The organism is Lonsdalea britannica (assembly GCF_002111595.1).
GTDB classification, from domain to species: domain Bacteria; phylum Pseudomonadota; class Gammaproteobacteria; order Enterobacterales; family Enterobacteriaceae; genus Lonsdalea; species Lonsdalea britannica.
Genome location: NZ_LUTN01000022.1, coordinates 1 through 15,486 on the forward strand (window position 1 = coordinate 1; position 15,486 = coordinate 15,486).

Genomic DNA, 15,486 nt, shown 5'->3' on the forward strand with positions numbered 1-15,486 from the left:
ACTGTCAGATATGTGGTAAGGCTCTGGATGAAGACAGTTTTTCCAACACCGCCGTCAGCATGGAGGAATACGGGAAGATTGCTGGCTTCGATCTCGTCTTTGACATCTTGCGAGGCGCTGCGCTCAACGACATCACCAACATCAACAAACCGCGTATCCGCTGGAAATAACTGATCCTCATCACATTCAAGAGCATCGAGGATATCTTCACGCCTGATAGAATTCTTGCCCTGCCCCTCGATTTGCGACTTCTCTCGGACAATCTCTACGAGTGCAAACAGCCTCCTTGCAGCCAGTCCGCTTGAGTCAGCCGACCAATCACTGATTGTTCGTCGCAAGAATCGGTTCTGCGCAGGCAAATCATTTGTTGCAGCGCGAAACTCGATGAGCAGGAAAATGTCCTCCGCTTCGACCTTCTCTTCCTTGCACCAGGTTTTGAGGTACTCAAGTTGCTTCTTGGCGCTATTGGACCCCGGTGCGCGACCCGATTTCAAGCACGCGATAGCATCCCAAAGCTCACCAGAAAATTCCGCATTCGTCACGAACCCGAATGACAGTTTCTTCGCTATGTCTTCATCCGAAATGCTGACCTTAAAGTTTCGCAGTGTTGCGGCGAATTTCTTGATCGTTTTTTTCAGATAGGATGATGTGACGGGCTCGGAAGCTTCCTTGTATTTGAACTGCAAAATCTGCTGGGCTGTGCAGGTTTCGAAAGTATCTCCATTGCCATAATAAAGAACAAGGTCGGCTATATCCTCTGCCTCTTTTCCAAGCTTTAGATCTTCGTTAGGGGATAGGCCTTCGATCACTATCGCGAAAAGATTATCCTTCGGGAACACAAGCTGAAGAGCTCGCCGCGCTGTCCACCTTTCATGAAAAGTGTGTCCCGCACGTGATACTCTGACTTTGTCTACGTTCCTTACTGCTATATTCATAGAAATCTTGACCCTTAAAAATTATTTGATTTCACCATATCCACGTTTAGAGACCCAAGCCAGAACATAATATTGTAACTACTTGAATACTTTGAACGTCCGCTATTGGCGCAGACTGTGTGAAAACACTTGCCAAAAACTTAGGGCGCGCGTCTACGCAAAATATGAAATTGCTCAATTGGTTAGTTAGGGCCAAATTTTACACACGAGCACGGTTTTTAGCTCTATTTTCGGCAGTCTCTCTTTGACCAAAAACCTTTTCACACAACATATGCACAGAACAGGCTCCCTGGTATTTTCTCGGGTACAATTCCACTATGAGGACAGAAACAACACTACCCTCGTAGACATAACCATAGTAACGATTACCAAATGAACGTAGACCGCTCAAATCAGTTTTATGTAACCAGCTTCGATTGGTGGTCATTCTGGTGGTCTTGACAAGAGGGGAATTCAGGATTAGCTTAATTATTAGCCAGTTACTGGCAAAGGCGATCCCAGTCAGAGGAGCCAATTTTAGAAAAGCCCGCTTAAGGAAACTTAAGCGGGCTTTTTGTTTGCATGTACCTAAGCAAGTTCTTTAGCGTTTTGATGCGGTAAGGTAACGAGAACGCTTTCAACTGCGTTTCAGGCTTTTTCTCCGCATCGGGGAATTTGATGGTCAGATTTGGGGGCAGGTTGGTTCGATGACGGAGTGCCCCCCAAATGTCTCTTATATGTCACGAAAATCCGCAAGTTAACATTTCCCGCTCCCCCCATAAAACTATCTGACTCACACAGTCCATATCTCCGCGTTAAACCTGCTTGTTCACGTCTCTGGTACTTCACCATTTCGATAGTAAAAAGTTTCAAGACCGTTGCGCTACGGTGGCTTAAAAGCAACAGAACTTAATCGAAAAACTAGGCCGCTTGCCTGCCTGAGCAATTATGTTTTTCCGGCGATCGGTAATCACCCGATAACGGAACTCAAAACCCGGCACTTCACTGCCCTGCTGAAGGGTATTGAGAAAAACGGTTTGCTGGAGATCGCATCCCGAGCACAGCAGCATCTGTGCAACATTATGCGTTACGCGGTTCAGCAAGGATGGGTGGGAAATAATCCGGAGCTAGATTTAGTTAGCGTAACCGCTTCGTCAGTGAAATGTTATTACCTGAATCTGCCGCTGGCAGCGTCTGCCTGAGTTGCTGGAACGCATTGAAAACTATTAGCAAGGCCGGGAACTGACCCAGCTGGCGGTATTGCTCACCCTGCACTTGTTCATCAGTTCCAGCGAATTGTGCTTGGCTCGCTCGCACAAGAGAGATTTTAAAAATGGACTGCCCCCACATCAAAATATCTCCTTTCCCCTTTATTAACATCGCGCTTTATATTCCTGTCGGCCGCACCAGCGGATCACACTGACGTACCACTCCAAGAAAACGGTCAAACTGGCAACATTGGCGGCGTCACATACGTCTCAACATGCAGAGGTAGAGGTTCGCGAGGCTCCCCTCGTAATTTTGATGTTGGGCGATTTAGAGGAAACCCTACCCGAGCAAAAACGTTGTTGGGTTAAACGGTTGAAACGCCGTTACCGGTCAGATTCGAAAATCTGATTACGCAATTTCGCGAGGCGGGAAGCCACTTGCCTGTTTTAGATCCCTAGATTCATGTTCTGACAAATAAAACTAAGGATCGCCGCATGAACAAAACCACGGCAACAACCGGTTGTGCTCCGCGCTTTTCAGACAATTAACGAATAAAATTGTTTTGCTGGGGATGGGTATGAGTCGCTCGGTCTCCAGCTCGCTCGCCGATCTCAACGCAGTGTCAGCGGTGGGATCCCTACATACGGGCTCCGATAAGCGCAGGAGACCCTATTGTCGTTCAGCTTTTACCCCCAAACGGTGAACTCTATTTCCAGATAATCTCATGATAGTGGGTCGCTAAAAAACACGACCGTTCGCCCCTTCGTTAATCAAGGTAAGGCCTAATCGCGTAATACCAGGACGACCGCTGTTGATGAGTGCAGCGTGTTAATCACCCGGTCGTTTTCTGGCGATGAATCGCTGGCGGCCACATTGGGCGGAGGTTCCATTATGGGATATATTAGGGGCAATCTCTTTATGACAGGTAACATCGGCAATGGCACTAATCCCCAAAAACTACACGCGTTTAGAAAGCGGATATCGTGAAAAAGCACTAAAAATCTATCCGTGGATATGTGGACGCTGCTCGCGGGAGTTTGTTTATTCAAACTTGCGGGAATTGACCGTTCACCATATCGATCACGACCACACCAATAATCCGGAAGACGGCAGTAACTGGGAGCTCTTGTGCCTTTATTGCCATGACCACGAACACTCGAAGTACACGGAAGCGGATCAGTACGGCTCAACCGTGGTGGCGGGCGAAGACGCACAAAACGATATCGACGCGGCAACCTATAATCCTTTTGCCGATTTAAAATCCATGATTAACAAGAAGAAATAACTCCGCGTGGCATCACTTGATGCCTTGGGGTGGTTTCGACAGACATTGCAGCATCATTCGAATCGAAGCTTAGCCACTGATGAGCGAAGGCGATCCCGCTAGATTCCCTAAAATCAACGCCAAGGTATTCAACAGAATGCCGTGGCGTTTTTTCCATTCATGAGTAAAAAAACGGCGCGTTCCGCTTCCAATCTGTTCCATTGAAAGCCCATACGGTGATAAAGCATAACGTGCGCGCTGACCCGACAAGCACCTCTTCGGCATGTCTCGGTCTGACTCCTGGTGACGTTAGGATTGACTAAATGAGACCGTCTAAACGCGCGGTCCTGATACCGCAGCCGCGACCGCATGGCTGTCTTCCAGCATACGGAAACGGACGATTTTACCGTCTCGGACGGTCAGTACGAAAGCAAAGGGGCTGGTAATCAACCGTCCGGTGGCCTTAACCCGGGAGGCTAACTCACCCACCGCCACCGCCTCCTCGGCATCAGCCAGAATTCGCCGCACCTCGAATCGCTCAGGGGCAATCTGTGCCACCAGTTCCATAAGGAAAGCACTCACCTCCTGGCGATCCCGGCGCGGGCCGATCCAGGGCACCGTGTCCCGATCGCCCGGGATGTCCCAGTCCACGTCTTCTGCAAACAGTTCGAGCACCCCCTCCAGAGCCAGAGGATCGTCCGGCGTCGCCCACAGGACCGCCCATCGTTCAAAATAAAGTGAAGCAATCTGGTGAGGTGTCGGAGAAGAAACACCGTCACGGTACAGCGCAACACGCCTGCGGTCTTCGCTGGTGAAGTCGGGATCGACATAGATGAACGCTCGCTTGACCAACAGCCCGTCGAACTCGAAGACGGTGGCAAAACGGCCTTGCGAAATATCGCCATCCGGCCACGCCCGCCCCTCTGCGGTCACTCCCCACTCTCGCCCTTCCACGACGATGCGATCGCCGTCAACGGTGAAGACCAATCCATCAATGTCATGAGAGAGCGTCGCTGCGTCTCTGGCGATGCGCGTTGCAAACAGGGCAAGCGCAGCCTTACCTCGCATCGCGCCGAACTTGGGGAAGAAGAACTCGACATCTTCTGTGAACAAGTCCAGCAAAGTGGCGGATCTTGCATCCACCTCGCGAAAGTAGCGACGAACGATTTCGATACGGCTTTCGGAAAGATCAGACATGCGCTTGCTCCATTTATGTAATAGAGATTACATTATTGGCACGCGGATTTACCTCGTCAATATTTATGTAATAGGTTTTACAAAAAGGAGATCCTATGGCCCGTGGACGTCCCCGGAGCTTCGATCGTGATACGGCACTCCAACGCGCGATGGAAATTTTTTGGGCCAAAGGCTATGAAGCCGCCCAGCTTTCCGAACTGATGGCCGCGATGGGCATTAACCCGCCCAGTTTCTACGCCGCCTTCGGATCGAAAGAAGCGTTATACCGAGAAGCGCTCGACCTTTATCTTGCAACGGCTGGTTCCGTCAGCATGAACGCGCTGGCCGACAGCGGAAACATACGCGATGTCATCAAGACCATGCTACTGGCGAGTCTGGACACCGCGCTGTCCAGCCCCTCTTCGGGAGGCTGTTTAGTCACTCTCGGCCTAATCAACTGCCTGCCACAAAATGCCTCCCTGCGCGATCGCATGCGTGAACTTCGGCACAGCACCATACGCCTGATCCGCCTGCGACTGGAGCGTGCAATCGCCGATGGCGAGCTGCCGCCCGATACCGACACAGAACGACTCGCCACGTACTTCGCCGCGATAATTCAGGGTATTTCGCTTCAGGCGCAGGATGGCGCAGGCCGCGAAACGCTGCTCGGGATTGTTGAAACGTCGATGAGCGCATTAAAGGAGGGATAAGCGGCCGTTGGTTGTCATTTCGTCGAAACGGCGACGAGGTGTCCAGCAGCGTTTATCACCTCGAAGCGTGCCGGTCCCTTAGCTTCAGCGATCGAGCTGTAAACGCGGAAGGGATAAGATGCCGCCAACGCGAAGGGTATCTCCTCAACTCTCCCCACGATTTGAGAAAAAGCGACACCCAATAAAAATATCGCGATGGCATCCTGTATTTGTGCTTCTGTGACTTTATAAAAAACGCTCATATCGCCCAATGCAGGTAAAAATATATCCGTAGAAATTAATCCACCCACAGATAGGCAGGCAATGAGCACTACAAGTGGCTTTGAAATAGTGTTATTCATTTCGGTTCCAACTCATTTCAGGAGTTACCGAATATAATAAAGCGCACAGTCGGTGAAAACACCGGATAGCTAAACGCACTGTTTCATATTAGTAAACAGTCTATTCGTTTTTTGGTATTGGGTTTCCTTATATTGCAAGCCTAATAAAATAAACAAGAATTTATTCACGGATGTTTTTTATAATTAACGCAATCATTATAAAACAATAAGATACTTTAATTAATTACCTCTGATGCACCGTAATATAAATAGATTAAATATAGGGCCATAATATTTAATTAAGATGATGGTAACCCAACGGTATACCCTAAATATGAATAATTGGACGGTCCCTGCCACGGTAGACAATCCTGCCCTATATTTTGAGCATAGGAGGAGCGTATGGGCACACCACGACGTACACCTGAATATGAAAAAGAGGCCGTCCGGCAGATCACTAAGCGTGGCTATTCCGTTGCTGAAGTTTCCGACCGGCTGGGCGGTATCATCGCCCCTCCGTTAAACGCCACTGCCTCTTCTTCCACTGGACGGCTGCCGGGACTATTGGCTCGTCTCTGATGGTCCGCTTCCCAATGTGCCAAACTCAGCGGCGACCTGAACGTAAAAAGCGTTTACCTGCTCTTTTTCCAAAATCTGAAAGAACCGCGCGGCCTCCTCTTCAGTGACCACCAGCGTGACTTGAACCGGCTGGTCGGAGAGATCAAAAAGGTTGACCGCATGCACGGTTCCATCGTGCCCCAGCCCGCCAAGCGCGCCGTTCAGCGTCGCGCCGCGAATGCCCTGACGTCGGGCTTCTTCGATCAGCCATTGCGCAAGAGGACGTTGTCCATGTAAACGGTCCTGCTGGGTAAAAAACGTTATTTGATAGCCGTGCATACGTCACCTCAGAAACAGTAAGTTATTCTGGATACGTGATAAGAAAACAGTTCATCACATTGGTGTTGATGGGGTATCGCCCACATCAATAGTCGGTGTGACTGACATACCAACACGTAGCCTCATCACGTCTTTTTGCTCTTTATCCAGTCGGATACGAACAGGTAGTCGCTGAACGATTTTGGTGAAATTCCCCGTCGCATTATGTGGTGGCACCAGTGAAAAGCTTGCGCCGCTAGCAGGCCCGACACTTAATACATGCCCGGTAAGATGTACGTCGGGCAACGCATCCACCGTGATGTCTACGGCCTGTCCAACCTGTATACGCGCTAACTGGGTTTCACGAAAATTGGCTTCAATGTAGATCTTATCCAGCGGCACCAGGGTAAGCTGCGGCTCGCCCACATGCGCATACCCTCCGACACGCGCATGGCGTTGCGCCACCGTGCCGGCTATCGGGGCGGCTACCTGTGTATAGGATAGCCGCAGGTCAGCATCCGCTTTTTCCGCCCGGGCCTTATCCAGCTCGGCATGTAGAACCTTTACCTGCTGTTCGGCTGAGCGCAATCCCGCCCGATCTCGTTCATAAGCGGCACGCTGTACGCCCCACTCCGCTTCGGCCTGCTGCTGGTCCTTTACTGTACCTGAACCGTCACGGGCAAGATTGATAAAGCGCTGGTGGTTTCGTTCCGCCAGTTTGAGGTTAGCATTTGAGGCGGCAACCGCCGCATTTGCCTGCGCAATCAGGCTTTGCTGACGTTCCAATTGTGCATTGAGTCTGTCGATATTGGCCTGCGCATTTTCGCGCGCAACCACCAATTCTCGATCATCAATTTGAAATAAAGGCGCCCCTTGCTCTACCTGTTGGTTGTCATCCACGGAAACCGTGTTAATTACACCTGAAACCTGAGGGGCAATCACGGTGAAATCCGCACGTACATAAGCATCATCTGTGCTTTGCGAGGCGGCGCCGGCCTCCGATTTGTTCAGTACCCAGATAGCCGAGATCACCATGACGGCGGCCATCAGTGCGAGGGTGATTTTCAGTTTAGATTTAGTAGTCATGTTCACTTTTCTTTAGCTTATTTTGATGCCACGCCAGGCTGCGTGGCCGACGGAACGGACGGAGAGAGACGAGGAACGACAGGCGCCGGAATATACTGGAACTTAAGGACCAGCGGGATCATCAGCAGCGCAACCAAACCGATAACGCGGTAGACATCCGCCACCGCCAGCACACTGCTCTGCCTGACGACCAACGCGATAAGCGAGTCAGGCGAGGGATGAAAACCTGCCCATTGCGCCGAAAGGTTGCCGGCCTGATCCCGTAACGACTCATAGTGAGTGCGGGTACGTATCAGATTCAGTTGATTGATAAGCGCCCCCGCCACAACCGTACTGATGACGCGCACAATATTAACCAGCCCCGCCAGATAGGGGCCTTCCATTGGCTGAACGACGCTGACGATAAGAAACAGCATGGCAACCATCGCCAGCGGTTGCCCGATGGCATGCAACAGTGTGATGACCAGGAACTGCGGCACCATCCACTCATCCGTCACCCCCGACGCCAGCCAGCATGCGGCGGCCATGCATGCCAGGCCGGCGGCAAAGACGTAGCGCGCGTCTACCCAGCGCTGGTACAGCATAACCGCTACACAGGACCCCAGAATCAGTTGCGGAAGACCAACCATCAATCCCAAAGAAGCCGTCTGCTCAAGGCGAAAACCGTGCAGTCCAGCCAGGGTATTGGCAGGTAAACCGACCCCGGAAAAGGTGACGACAAAAAAGCCCAACAACGTGATGAAGCCCAGCCAGATATTGCGCCGTTTCAATAAGTCCAGCCGGATGAATGGCGTAGGATGTAACCACTCGCAGATAAAGAACAACGCGGTAAAGCCGGCACCAACACTCAGTGCGGCCACAATCATCGGTGAGTGAAACCAGTCCAGACGCACGCCCTGATCGATGCCGAGAACCAACAACATCAGCCGGGTACGGCAAACAGCATACCAAACCAGTCAGCCTGTTTTAGCCTCGCCAGCGCCATCGGCATTTCAGGAATCCCCCATGCGACCATCGCCATGGCTAACAGCCCCAGAGGAATGACATTCCAGTATGCCCATCGCCAGTTATCCAGTTGATCGACGGAGACGCTGGCAAGCCAGAGTGCGACATTGGGTGACAGTGTGGCCGTCATCGCGAACAATGCCAGGCCGTGCAGCCTGATCGGCGCAGGCAGGAAACGCAGCGCAGCCATCATCAGGATGGGCACCAGCGACCCCGAGCACAGACCATGCAGGACACGCAGCGCCAGCAGTAAGTGCAAATCGCGGATATAAGGCAACAGGGCGGCAAGCACCATTGCCGCCGCCAGCATCGTCAAATGGAAACGGCGCATTGAGAAGGTGATGGCGAACCACGCCGCAAATGGCATGGCGGCCAGTTCACCAGCCGAATAGGCGGTGGTAAGCCAGGAGATATCATCCTTTGCAAAACCCAGCCCTCCTTGTATATCAACCAGCACCAGAGAGGGAACCCGGCTGCTCAGACCGGCGACCATCGCGGCGAGAAGTATGCCTAACAGACCCACGGCCAGACGGGAATTAAAAACCGGTTGGGGCTGAGGGATGGACGGAGCGGAAGCGGGCATTGCCGTACTCATGATCGTATCCTGTCCTTCGCGGTTTCAGCCTGGAGATTTGCCGACCATCCACCGCCCAACGCACGATACAGCGAGACAACGGCCAGTGCTGAGGCGGTTGCGCAGTCGCTCAGGTCTGCCTGACTTGCCAGCAACGTGCGGCGGGCAATCAATACGGTAGTAAAATCAGCCGAACCCTCCTGATAAGAGCGTTGGGCTACGGAGAGTGCCACCTGGTTGTTTTCGACGGCAGTCTGAAGCAGTTCATGCCGTTTGCCTTCACTGGCATAAGCGCCCAGCGCGTTGTCCACTTCGTGCCATGCGCGCAGCACGGTTTGCTGATAGTAAACAGCCGCCAGAGACATACGCGTTTCACTTAACTCCAGCTGTCGGCGTAAGCGCCCGCCTTCGAAAATGGGCAAATAGAGCGTAGGGCCAACCGAAAACTGGCGGGAATCCCAACTGCCGAGATCCGTTAAATTGAAACCCTGCACGCCCAGCGATCCGGTCAGGCTGATGCGTGGATAGAAATCGGCCTCTGCCGCGCCGATGTCCGCCACTGCGGCATGCAGCTTTGCTTCCGCCTGCAATATATCGGGTCGGTTCCGGGCCAGGTCGGAGGGTACGCCAATCGGCAACTGCGCAGGCATAGACGGCAGCGCGGCGCTCGTCAAACGCGCATCAAGCTCTCGCGGCGCCCTGCCCAGCAACAGCGCAAGCGCGTTCATCAACGTAGCTCGCTGATGGTCCAGGTCCGTTAGTCTCGCCTCCAGGGCTGCGGCATCCGCCCGTGCCGATGCGGCATCGAAACGGTTAGCCACCCCATTACGTTCCCGGCTTTCGGCCATGCGCACCAAATCGCGGGCAATGCGCTGGTTCGCGTCCACCAGCGACACCTGCGCCTGTATACCCCTTAGCAGAATATAGGTCCGTGCCACCTCTGCAGTAACGGAAACCTCAGCCGCGTCTCTGCCGTAGTAGGCTGCCTGCAGGTTGGCCTGCGCAGATTCGCCGCGACGGCGCAGATGCCCCCATAAATCCAGTTCCCACGCGGCTTCCATCCCTAACGACCAGGTATCATAGCTGCTGGTCGCGCGCCGAGCCGATGGGTGGGCGAGTTCTCGCTGATGGCGGAACTGGCGTATCCGCTACGGGCGGAAAGACTGGGGCGGCGGGAAGCATCAACCAGCCCTGACTGCACGCGGCTTTCGTCAATACGCAGAGCCGCTGTCCGCAAATCCAGGTTGGCACCCACTTCAGACTCTAGTTGTATCAATGTGGCGTCGTTAAACAACGTCCACCAGCGATCAGGCGCCCGGGAACCGATCAGTGCGGGATGCCCGGCGACCATAGCCTCACGCGCCTTCAGCGCTGCGACTTTCGAGCCGGTGTCGGGCACCTCTGCCGACGGGGGAGTAACGCATCCTGCCAGTAACAGAGCAATCAGAGCAGGTGCGCCTTGATACAGCGATGTGTATCGAACAAGACGGTTCATTCAATTCCTCAAACTGAGAACGGCACTCGCGTTCTCTTCATTAAAGCAACAAAAATAAAGGGGATATTGCGATTGTATTCAGGACTGGAAACTGATCGGTATCTTACGGAATAAATCAAATATCGTCAATTTCTTAATATCGTTGTAAGAAATGAGTTTTACCTCAGAATACCGGTAGGTATACTTGCTGACTATAATGGCCTTCAACACAGGAGCGCTCTGTGCCTAAAAGTATTCATCCCTATCATGACAAGGCATCCATCGTCTTAAATGCAGCGGCTTCGGTATTCCTGACGCATGGATTTAGCGCCGCGACGACGGATATGATTCAGCGTGAAGCCGGCGTCTCCAAAAAGACGCTGTATGCCTGCTTTCCCAGTAAAGAGGCCATGTTTATGGCGGTGATTGAGCGGCAGTGCGCATTAATGGCCTCGACGGTCAGCGCGATCCAGCCCGCTCCCGGAAACCTTGCCAAAACGTTGACGGACATCGGCCGGGCTTATCTGGATATCGTGTTATCCGAGACAGGTGTCGCGCTATTCAGAGTGGTCGTCGCCGAATCTCCCCGCTTTCCGATGGCCGGCAGGCATTTCTACCTGTCAGGCCCCAAAGTCGTTACCGCGATGGTGGCGGAACAGCTAAGTGCGGCGTCACAGGCCGGCGATATCAATGTCCATGATATCGGTGCAGAGACCGCCGCCGCCCTTTTCATTGGCATGGTGCGCAGCGAAGGACAACTGGATTGTTTGTTACATCCAGGAACGCGGGCCTCTCCTGGCCAACTTGACAGATGGGTAAAGCTGGCCGTCGACACCTTCATCGGGCGATTTGCTGTTGTGCCCCCAGAAGATCACAAGCCATCGTAGAATAGAAGCGTGTGACATACAGGTAAGCCCTACGCAACGCCTGCGGCCACCTGGGGCGACATGACGCCGTTGCGCGATCACAAGCATCTCTCCAATCAGTTTGATGTCACTCGCATTAATCGGTGGTTACGCCGGTCGTATTAATAGGAATGGGGATTTTTATTTAGCTAGTCTATTCGCTAGTGACTGGCAAAGGCGATCCCAGCCGATTGATCCATATAACGTTTTGTCAGCAACGGTGTAGAGGGCCACGTCAATGCCGAATCGGCCTCTGCCACTCAGCAATTGTGCTCCGATGACGAGTAAAAACTTTTAGCGAGTACCCGAGCGGATCGTCAACTCAGTCGGTAGAGCTATTAACTCTTAATCAATAGGTCTTTAGGTGACTCAGCGTTATTAAATCGAGAGCAAGGGGATAATGACGATATCGTTAACTCTGTCTGATAAAAATTTATATTTTATTAGCCCCGACTCTCCCTACTATTGGCGCCATCAAAAAAATGCTACCCAACATCAATGCCATTAACACATACACGGCAGAGAAGCCGATATATTCCGCAAGGTACCCGATCGGCGCCGGAGCCATCAACGTCCCTAAATAGCCAATCGTCGTCGCGATGCTCATTCCCGTACTGGCGAGAACTCCCGGTTGATTCCCTGCTGCAGAAAATGCGATCGGTACAATATTGGCGATACCTATTCCCGCGAGTGCGAAGCCGAAAATTGCCATCCAAGGTGTGATCGCCAATGCAGCGATTAGAACGCCCACGGCCGCCAAAATACTCGATGCGCGTATGATCCAGACTGCGCCATAGCGGTCACGAATATGATCCCCTATTAAGCGAAGCACTGACATGCCACATGCAAATAAGGCAAAGGCAAGACTGGCTATCTCAATATCGGCACGAAGATCTTTTATAAGATAGCGTGAAGACCAATCCACAACTGCACATTCTGGGATCATTCCAAAAAGGGCCATCACGCCAATAAAATAAATTTTGGCTGAACGAGGCAACCGCATGGGTTGTTTGATATTTTCTTTTGGTTCAGGCTTATCTTTCATGACAAAAGGCAATGTCATACTGACGAGTAAAATTGCTGCCACACTCATCAGTAAAATATGGCCTAAATATCCAAAATGCTTGACGGAATAGCCGCCAATAGAACCCGAGACAAACAGACCTATACTCCATGAACAATGCGAGAAGGATAATATTGCCTTAGAGAGTTTTTTTTCGACTGCCACGGCATTGGCATTCATGGCAACATTCATTGAGCCGATCATGGCCCCGAGAGTAAACAACGCAACGACTAATGAGGTATATTTTTGACCAGTCCCAAAGGGATCAATGCGACAGAAGTCGCAATAGAAAATAGTTGGACAACGCGTTGCGAACCTATTTTCGCCATCAAAATACCCGACAGTGGCATCAGCAATAACGCGCCAAGACCGAATATCAAAATGAGATGACCGATTGTCTTGTCATCCACGCCAAAACGGGGAACAAGCTGTGTTATTTGTACGGCCCATCCCCCTTGTACAAAACCATTAACAAAAAAGAGTACAGCAATAGCCCATCGAGACTTTTGTGCCAGCTCCATCAGTTATATTCCTGTTCTGCTGGTAGCCCATGACGCTAGGAGGGTAAGCGTTCCATCAAAACCTGGTGATTGAAACAAAATGAAAGTATCGCGCTGTCTGTCGTGTTGCTTGATACTGTTACGTCTCGGAAATCGGGGATCATCACTTTGGCGCCTAATGGCAGTAAATCTTCATCACCCACCCCAACGCAAAAGGCACCGGCTGCGACAGCCGAAGTCACGCCGCTCTTTGCATCCTCGAAGACCACCGTTTTACTTGAAGGGATTCCCACCCGCTGCGCAGCCAGAAGATAAGGGTCAGGATAGGGTTTCCCCCGGGTCACGTCGTCTCTTTCAATAATGACCGAGATGTATTGCTCAGCATGAAGTAACGCGATGACACGATCAATCTTTTGTCGCCAGCCACTTGTGACGATACCTACAGAAATACCTGCTTCACCCAAAGAGGCGATAAGTTTTTCCACGCCAGGAATAGGATCGCAATCCGCCGTATTTTCGACATGAATGATATGTTCTTGAACCCGCTTTTGGTCGGATATCGGAAGATCGTTAAATAGCGTTTTGATGGTGTATGGCCCGGGATGTCCATGTATATGTTTTTGCATATCTTCGTCACTAATTCGACGGCCATACATCTGCGCAGCCTCACACCATGCCCTTTCAATAACCGTCCTGGAATCGATGAGCACACCGTCCATATCAAACAAGACCGCAGAAAAACTTTCCAGTGATGCATTCATGTTTTATCTCTCTCAGTTAATTTTTCTTTTTTAATTTTATTTGCGGCAACCACAACCTGACCCAGTGATATACCACCGTCGTTAGTCGGGACTAATTTATGGAAATAAGGTTTAAGGTCTTGAGACTCAAGAGAGTGAAGCGTATTGATTAAAATAAACTCATTACAAAAAACACCACCACTTAACACAATATTATTCACTCCATGCCGTTTGGTCATGCGTAAACAAACTTCACTAATAATATCTACGACGGTTGAATGAAAACGTCTACTCAGCTCGGCAGCATCGACGATACCCGCTCTGATTAGCTGAACCAGCTCTGTAATCATAGGGCGGAAATCGACCTCCAGCCTCCCCTCTTTATTTTCCTCTATGCCATAGTCGAGCGGTTTAACCATGTGGAAATCACGTAATAAAAGGGCTTCCATTTCAATGGCGGCCTGAGCCTCATATTCAACCTCAGTACAAATACCGATAAGAGCAGATATTCCATCAAAAAGGCGCCCCATGCTGGTCGTTTTAGTCGTATTAATATTTCTTGCCGCCATTTTGGTAAACACGTCCCGCCGTTGTTCGGGCAAGTCTCGAATAACGGGCAAATCCATAACGTTTTCTACTTTTTCACCGAATGTATCAACCAGTAATGCTATTGCCACCCGGAGAGGTTCCTTAACCGCTTTATCACCGCCAAGTAATAGCATTGGGCGTAAATGGGCGACGCGTTCGAACTCGTCAAAATCTCCAAATAAAAACTCGCCGCCCCAGATCGTCCCATCAGGCCATACCCTGTGCCATCAAAAATCACACCCATCGTCTTCCCAGAAAGTCCATTCTCAGCCATGCACGATGCCATGTGAGCGTGGTGATGTTGGACTTGGACTACTTGAATATCTGATTGCCCGAGCGCATTTCGCGTGGAGCGAAAGGCCGGATGCATGTCACACGCTAAAACGTCGGCTTGTACCGCCAGCAACCCTTGCAAGTGTCTGGCGCAATCGCCATGTGATGTGAAAGTCGTCTCGTTTTTCAAGTCACCAATGTGCTGGCTGATGAAAACCTGTTTGCCTTTTCCAATGCTTACCGTCGTTTTCAACTCTGCGCCTAAGGCCACGACATTTCCGACTGAATAGGGCAAATGGATAGGATAAGGCGCATAGCCACGCGATCGGCGCAAAAAAGAGATCTCTGTCTCAGGTGAGTGTGCTCGTTTGATCACACGTACGACAGAGTCATCGACACGAGTACGAATATCCCGATTATTTAACACAAAATAATCGGCAATAGCGCCTAATTGTTCGATTGCCGTATGGTTATCAATGACAATCGGATGGCCGGAGAGATTGCCGCTGGTCATGACAACGACAGAAAGTCTGGGATCTTCAAGCAGCATATGCTGTAGAGGCGTCGAGGGAAGCATCACGCCCAGATTGGGATTTTTCGGCGCGACAGCTTCTGGCAACGTCTCGGATCGCTTAGGTAGCAATACAATAGGACGTGCTTCACTCTCAAGCAGTGCCTCATCTTCGGGACTCACCCATGTCCACCGCGCTGCACGGCTGCTATCGGCGACCATCACCGCGAATGGTTTTGCCCCCCGATGTTTGCGTCGGCGTAGTTCTTTAACCGCATCGGTATTGTTGGCATCCACG

Annotated in this window: 19 protein-coding genes and 1 pseudogene; 5 read left to right on the forward strand and 15 right to left on the reverse strand. The window is 51.4% G+C overall.

Annotated elements, in window-relative coordinates; all coding sequences use genetic code 11:
- On the reverse strand, positions 1-935 hold a 935-nt coding region (locus AU509_RS15690), incomplete at its 3' end, for a hypothetical protein (RefSeq protein WP_118895005.1).
- A gap of 857 nt (positions 936-1,792) precedes the next feature.
- Between AU509_RS15690 and AU509_RS19130 the strand changes: the two genes are divergently transcribed.
- Positions 1,793-2,116 (forward strand): phage integrase central domain-containing protein, encoded by a 324-nt coding sequence (locus AU509_RS19130; RefSeq protein ID WP_409359771.1) that lies wholly within the window; start codon positions 1,793-1,795, stop codon positions 2,114-2,116.
- On the opposite strand, the gene AU509_RS18980 is transcribed toward AU509_RS19130, so the two are convergent.
- Positions 2,052-2,264: a hypothetical protein gene (locus AU509_RS18980; protein WP_139824068.1), complete on the reverse strand. Its 213-nt coding sequence runs from the start codon at positions 2,262-2,264 to the stop codon at positions 2,052-2,054. The two genes, AU509_RS19130 and AU509_RS18980, sit on opposite strands and share 65 nt — an antisense overlap.
- A gap of 796 nt (positions 2,265-3,060) precedes the next feature.
- Here AU509_RS18980 and yajD point away from each other — a divergent pair.
- Positions 3,061-3,408: an HNH nuclease YajD gene (yajD, locus tag AU509_RS15700; protein ID WP_085653697.1), complete on the forward strand. Its 348-nt coding sequence runs from the start codon at positions 3,061-3,063 to the stop codon at positions 3,406-3,408.
- Between the two features lie 312 nt (positions 3,409-3,720).
- On the opposite strand, the gene AU509_RS15705 is transcribed toward yajD, so the two are convergent.
- Positions 3,721-4,584: a nuclear transport factor 2 family protein gene (locus AU509_RS15705; RefSeq protein ID WP_094118789.1), complete on the reverse strand. Its 864-nt coding sequence runs from the start codon at positions 4,582-4,584 to the stop codon at positions 3,721-3,723.
- Between the two features lie 95 nt (positions 4,585-4,679).
- Between AU509_RS15705 and AU509_RS15710 the strand changes: the two genes are divergently transcribed.
- Positions 4,680-5,273 carry a TetR/AcrR family transcriptional regulator gene (locus AU509_RS15710; RefSeq protein ID WP_208640002.1) on the forward strand — a complete coding sequence of 198 codons (594 nt, stop codon included), beginning with the start codon at positions 4,680-4,682 and terminating at the stop codon, positions 5,271-5,273.
- A 14-nt stretch (positions 5,274-5,287) separates the two neighbouring features.
- On the opposite strand, the gene AU509_RS18195 is transcribed toward AU509_RS15710, so the two are convergent.
- Complete coding sequence (locus AU509_RS18195) at positions 5,288-5,614, reverse strand: hypothetical protein (RefSeq protein WP_176223490.1); 327 nt, start codon at positions 5,612-5,614, stop codon at positions 5,288-5,290.
- A 381-nt stretch (positions 5,615-5,995) separates the two neighbouring features.
- Between AU509_RS18195 and AU509_RS18200 the strand changes: the two genes are divergently transcribed.
- Complete coding sequence (locus AU509_RS18200) at positions 5,996-6,172, forward strand: hypothetical protein (RefSeq protein ID WP_162896353.1); 177 nt, start codon at positions 5,996-5,998, stop codon at positions 6,170-6,172.
- On the opposite strand, the gene AU509_RS15725 is transcribed toward AU509_RS18200, so the two are convergent.
- The 6 genes from AU509_RS15725 to AU509_RS18345 are packed head-to-tail and all read right to left on the reverse strand — an operon-like array spanning position 6,155 to position 10,629.
- On the reverse strand, positions 6,155-6,490 hold the full coding sequence (locus AU509_RS15725; protein ID WP_085652422.1) for a DUF190 domain-containing protein: 336 nt from the start codon (positions 6,488-6,490) through the stop codon (positions 6,155-6,157). The genes AU509_RS18200 and AU509_RS15725 overlap by 18 nt on opposite strands.
- Positions 6,491-6,544: 54 nt before the next feature.
- Complete coding sequence (locus tag AU509_RS15730; protein WP_094118790.1) at positions 6,545-7,555, reverse strand: HlyD family secretion protein; 1,011 nt, start codon at positions 7,553-7,555, stop codon at positions 6,545-6,547.
- Between the two features lie 17 nt (positions 7,556-7,572).
- Positions 7,573-8,478, reverse strand: coding sequence for an MFS transporter (locus tag AU509_RS18825; RefSeq protein ID WP_254901605.1), 906 nt, complete (start codon positions 8,476-8,478; stop codon positions 7,573-7,575).
- Positions 8,478-9,155 carry an MFS transporter gene (locus tag AU509_RS18830; protein WP_254901606.1) on the reverse strand — a complete coding sequence of 226 codons (678 nt, stop codon included), beginning with the start codon at positions 9,153-9,155 and terminating at the stop codon, positions 8,478-8,480. Before AU509_RS18830 ends, AU509_RS18825 begins: the two co-directional genes overlap by 1 nt.
- Complete coding sequence (locus AU509_RS15740) at positions 9,152-10,195, reverse strand: efflux transporter outer membrane subunit (RefSeq protein WP_217809667.1); 1,044 nt, start codon at positions 10,193-10,195, stop codon at positions 9,152-9,154. Before AU509_RS15740 ends, AU509_RS18830 begins: the two co-directional genes overlap by 4 nt.
- A 2-nt stretch (positions 10,196-10,197) precedes the next feature.
- Entirely contained in the window at positions 10,198-10,629 is a 432-nt protein-coding gene (locus AU509_RS18345; protein ID WP_217809666.1) for an outer membrane factor lipoprotein domain-containing protein, read from the reverse strand.
- Positions 10,630-10,850: 221 nt separating this feature from the next.
- Between AU509_RS18345 and AU509_RS15745 the strand changes: the two genes are divergently transcribed.
- Positions 10,851-11,495: a TetR/AcrR family transcriptional regulator gene (locus AU509_RS15745; RefSeq protein ID WP_094118791.1), complete on the forward strand. Its 645-nt coding sequence runs from the start codon at positions 10,851-10,853 to the stop codon at positions 11,493-11,495.
- Between the two features lie 451 nt (positions 11,496-11,946).
- On the opposite strand, the gene AU509_RS15750 is transcribed toward AU509_RS15745, so the two are convergent.
- The 5 genes and pseudogenes from AU509_RS15750 to AU509_RS18845 all read right to left on the reverse strand — a co-directional run.
- The gene (locus AU509_RS15750; protein WP_254901607.1) at positions 11,947-12,756 is read right to left on the reverse strand and encodes an MFS transporter; all 810 of its coding nucleotides are present in this window, start codon (positions 12,754-12,756) and stop codon (positions 11,947-11,949) included.
- 50 nt (positions 12,757-12,806) lie between these two features.
- Complete coding sequence (locus AU509_RS18835; protein WP_254901608.1) at positions 12,807-13,097, reverse strand: MFS transporter; 291 nt, start codon at positions 13,095-13,097, stop codon at positions 12,807-12,809.
- Between the two features lie 35 nt (positions 13,098-13,132).
- Positions 13,133-13,837 (reverse strand): HAD family hydrolase, encoded by a 705-nt coding sequence (locus AU509_RS15755; protein ID WP_094118792.1) that lies wholly within the window; start codon positions 13,835-13,837, stop codon positions 13,133-13,135.
- Positions 13,834-14,604, reverse strand: coding sequence for a Kae1-like domain-containing protein (locus AU509_RS18840; RefSeq protein ID WP_409359772.1), 771 nt, complete (start codon positions 14,602-14,604; stop codon positions 13,834-13,836). The genes AU509_RS15755 and AU509_RS18840 overlap by 4 nt, the downstream gene beginning before the upstream one ends.
- 125 nt (positions 14,605-14,729) lie before the next feature.
- A pseudogene (locus tag AU509_RS18845) lies at positions 14,730-15,485 on the reverse strand (Sua5/YciO/YrdC/YwlC family protein); the annotation flags it as partial.
- Position 15,486 lies beyond the last annotated feature (1 nt).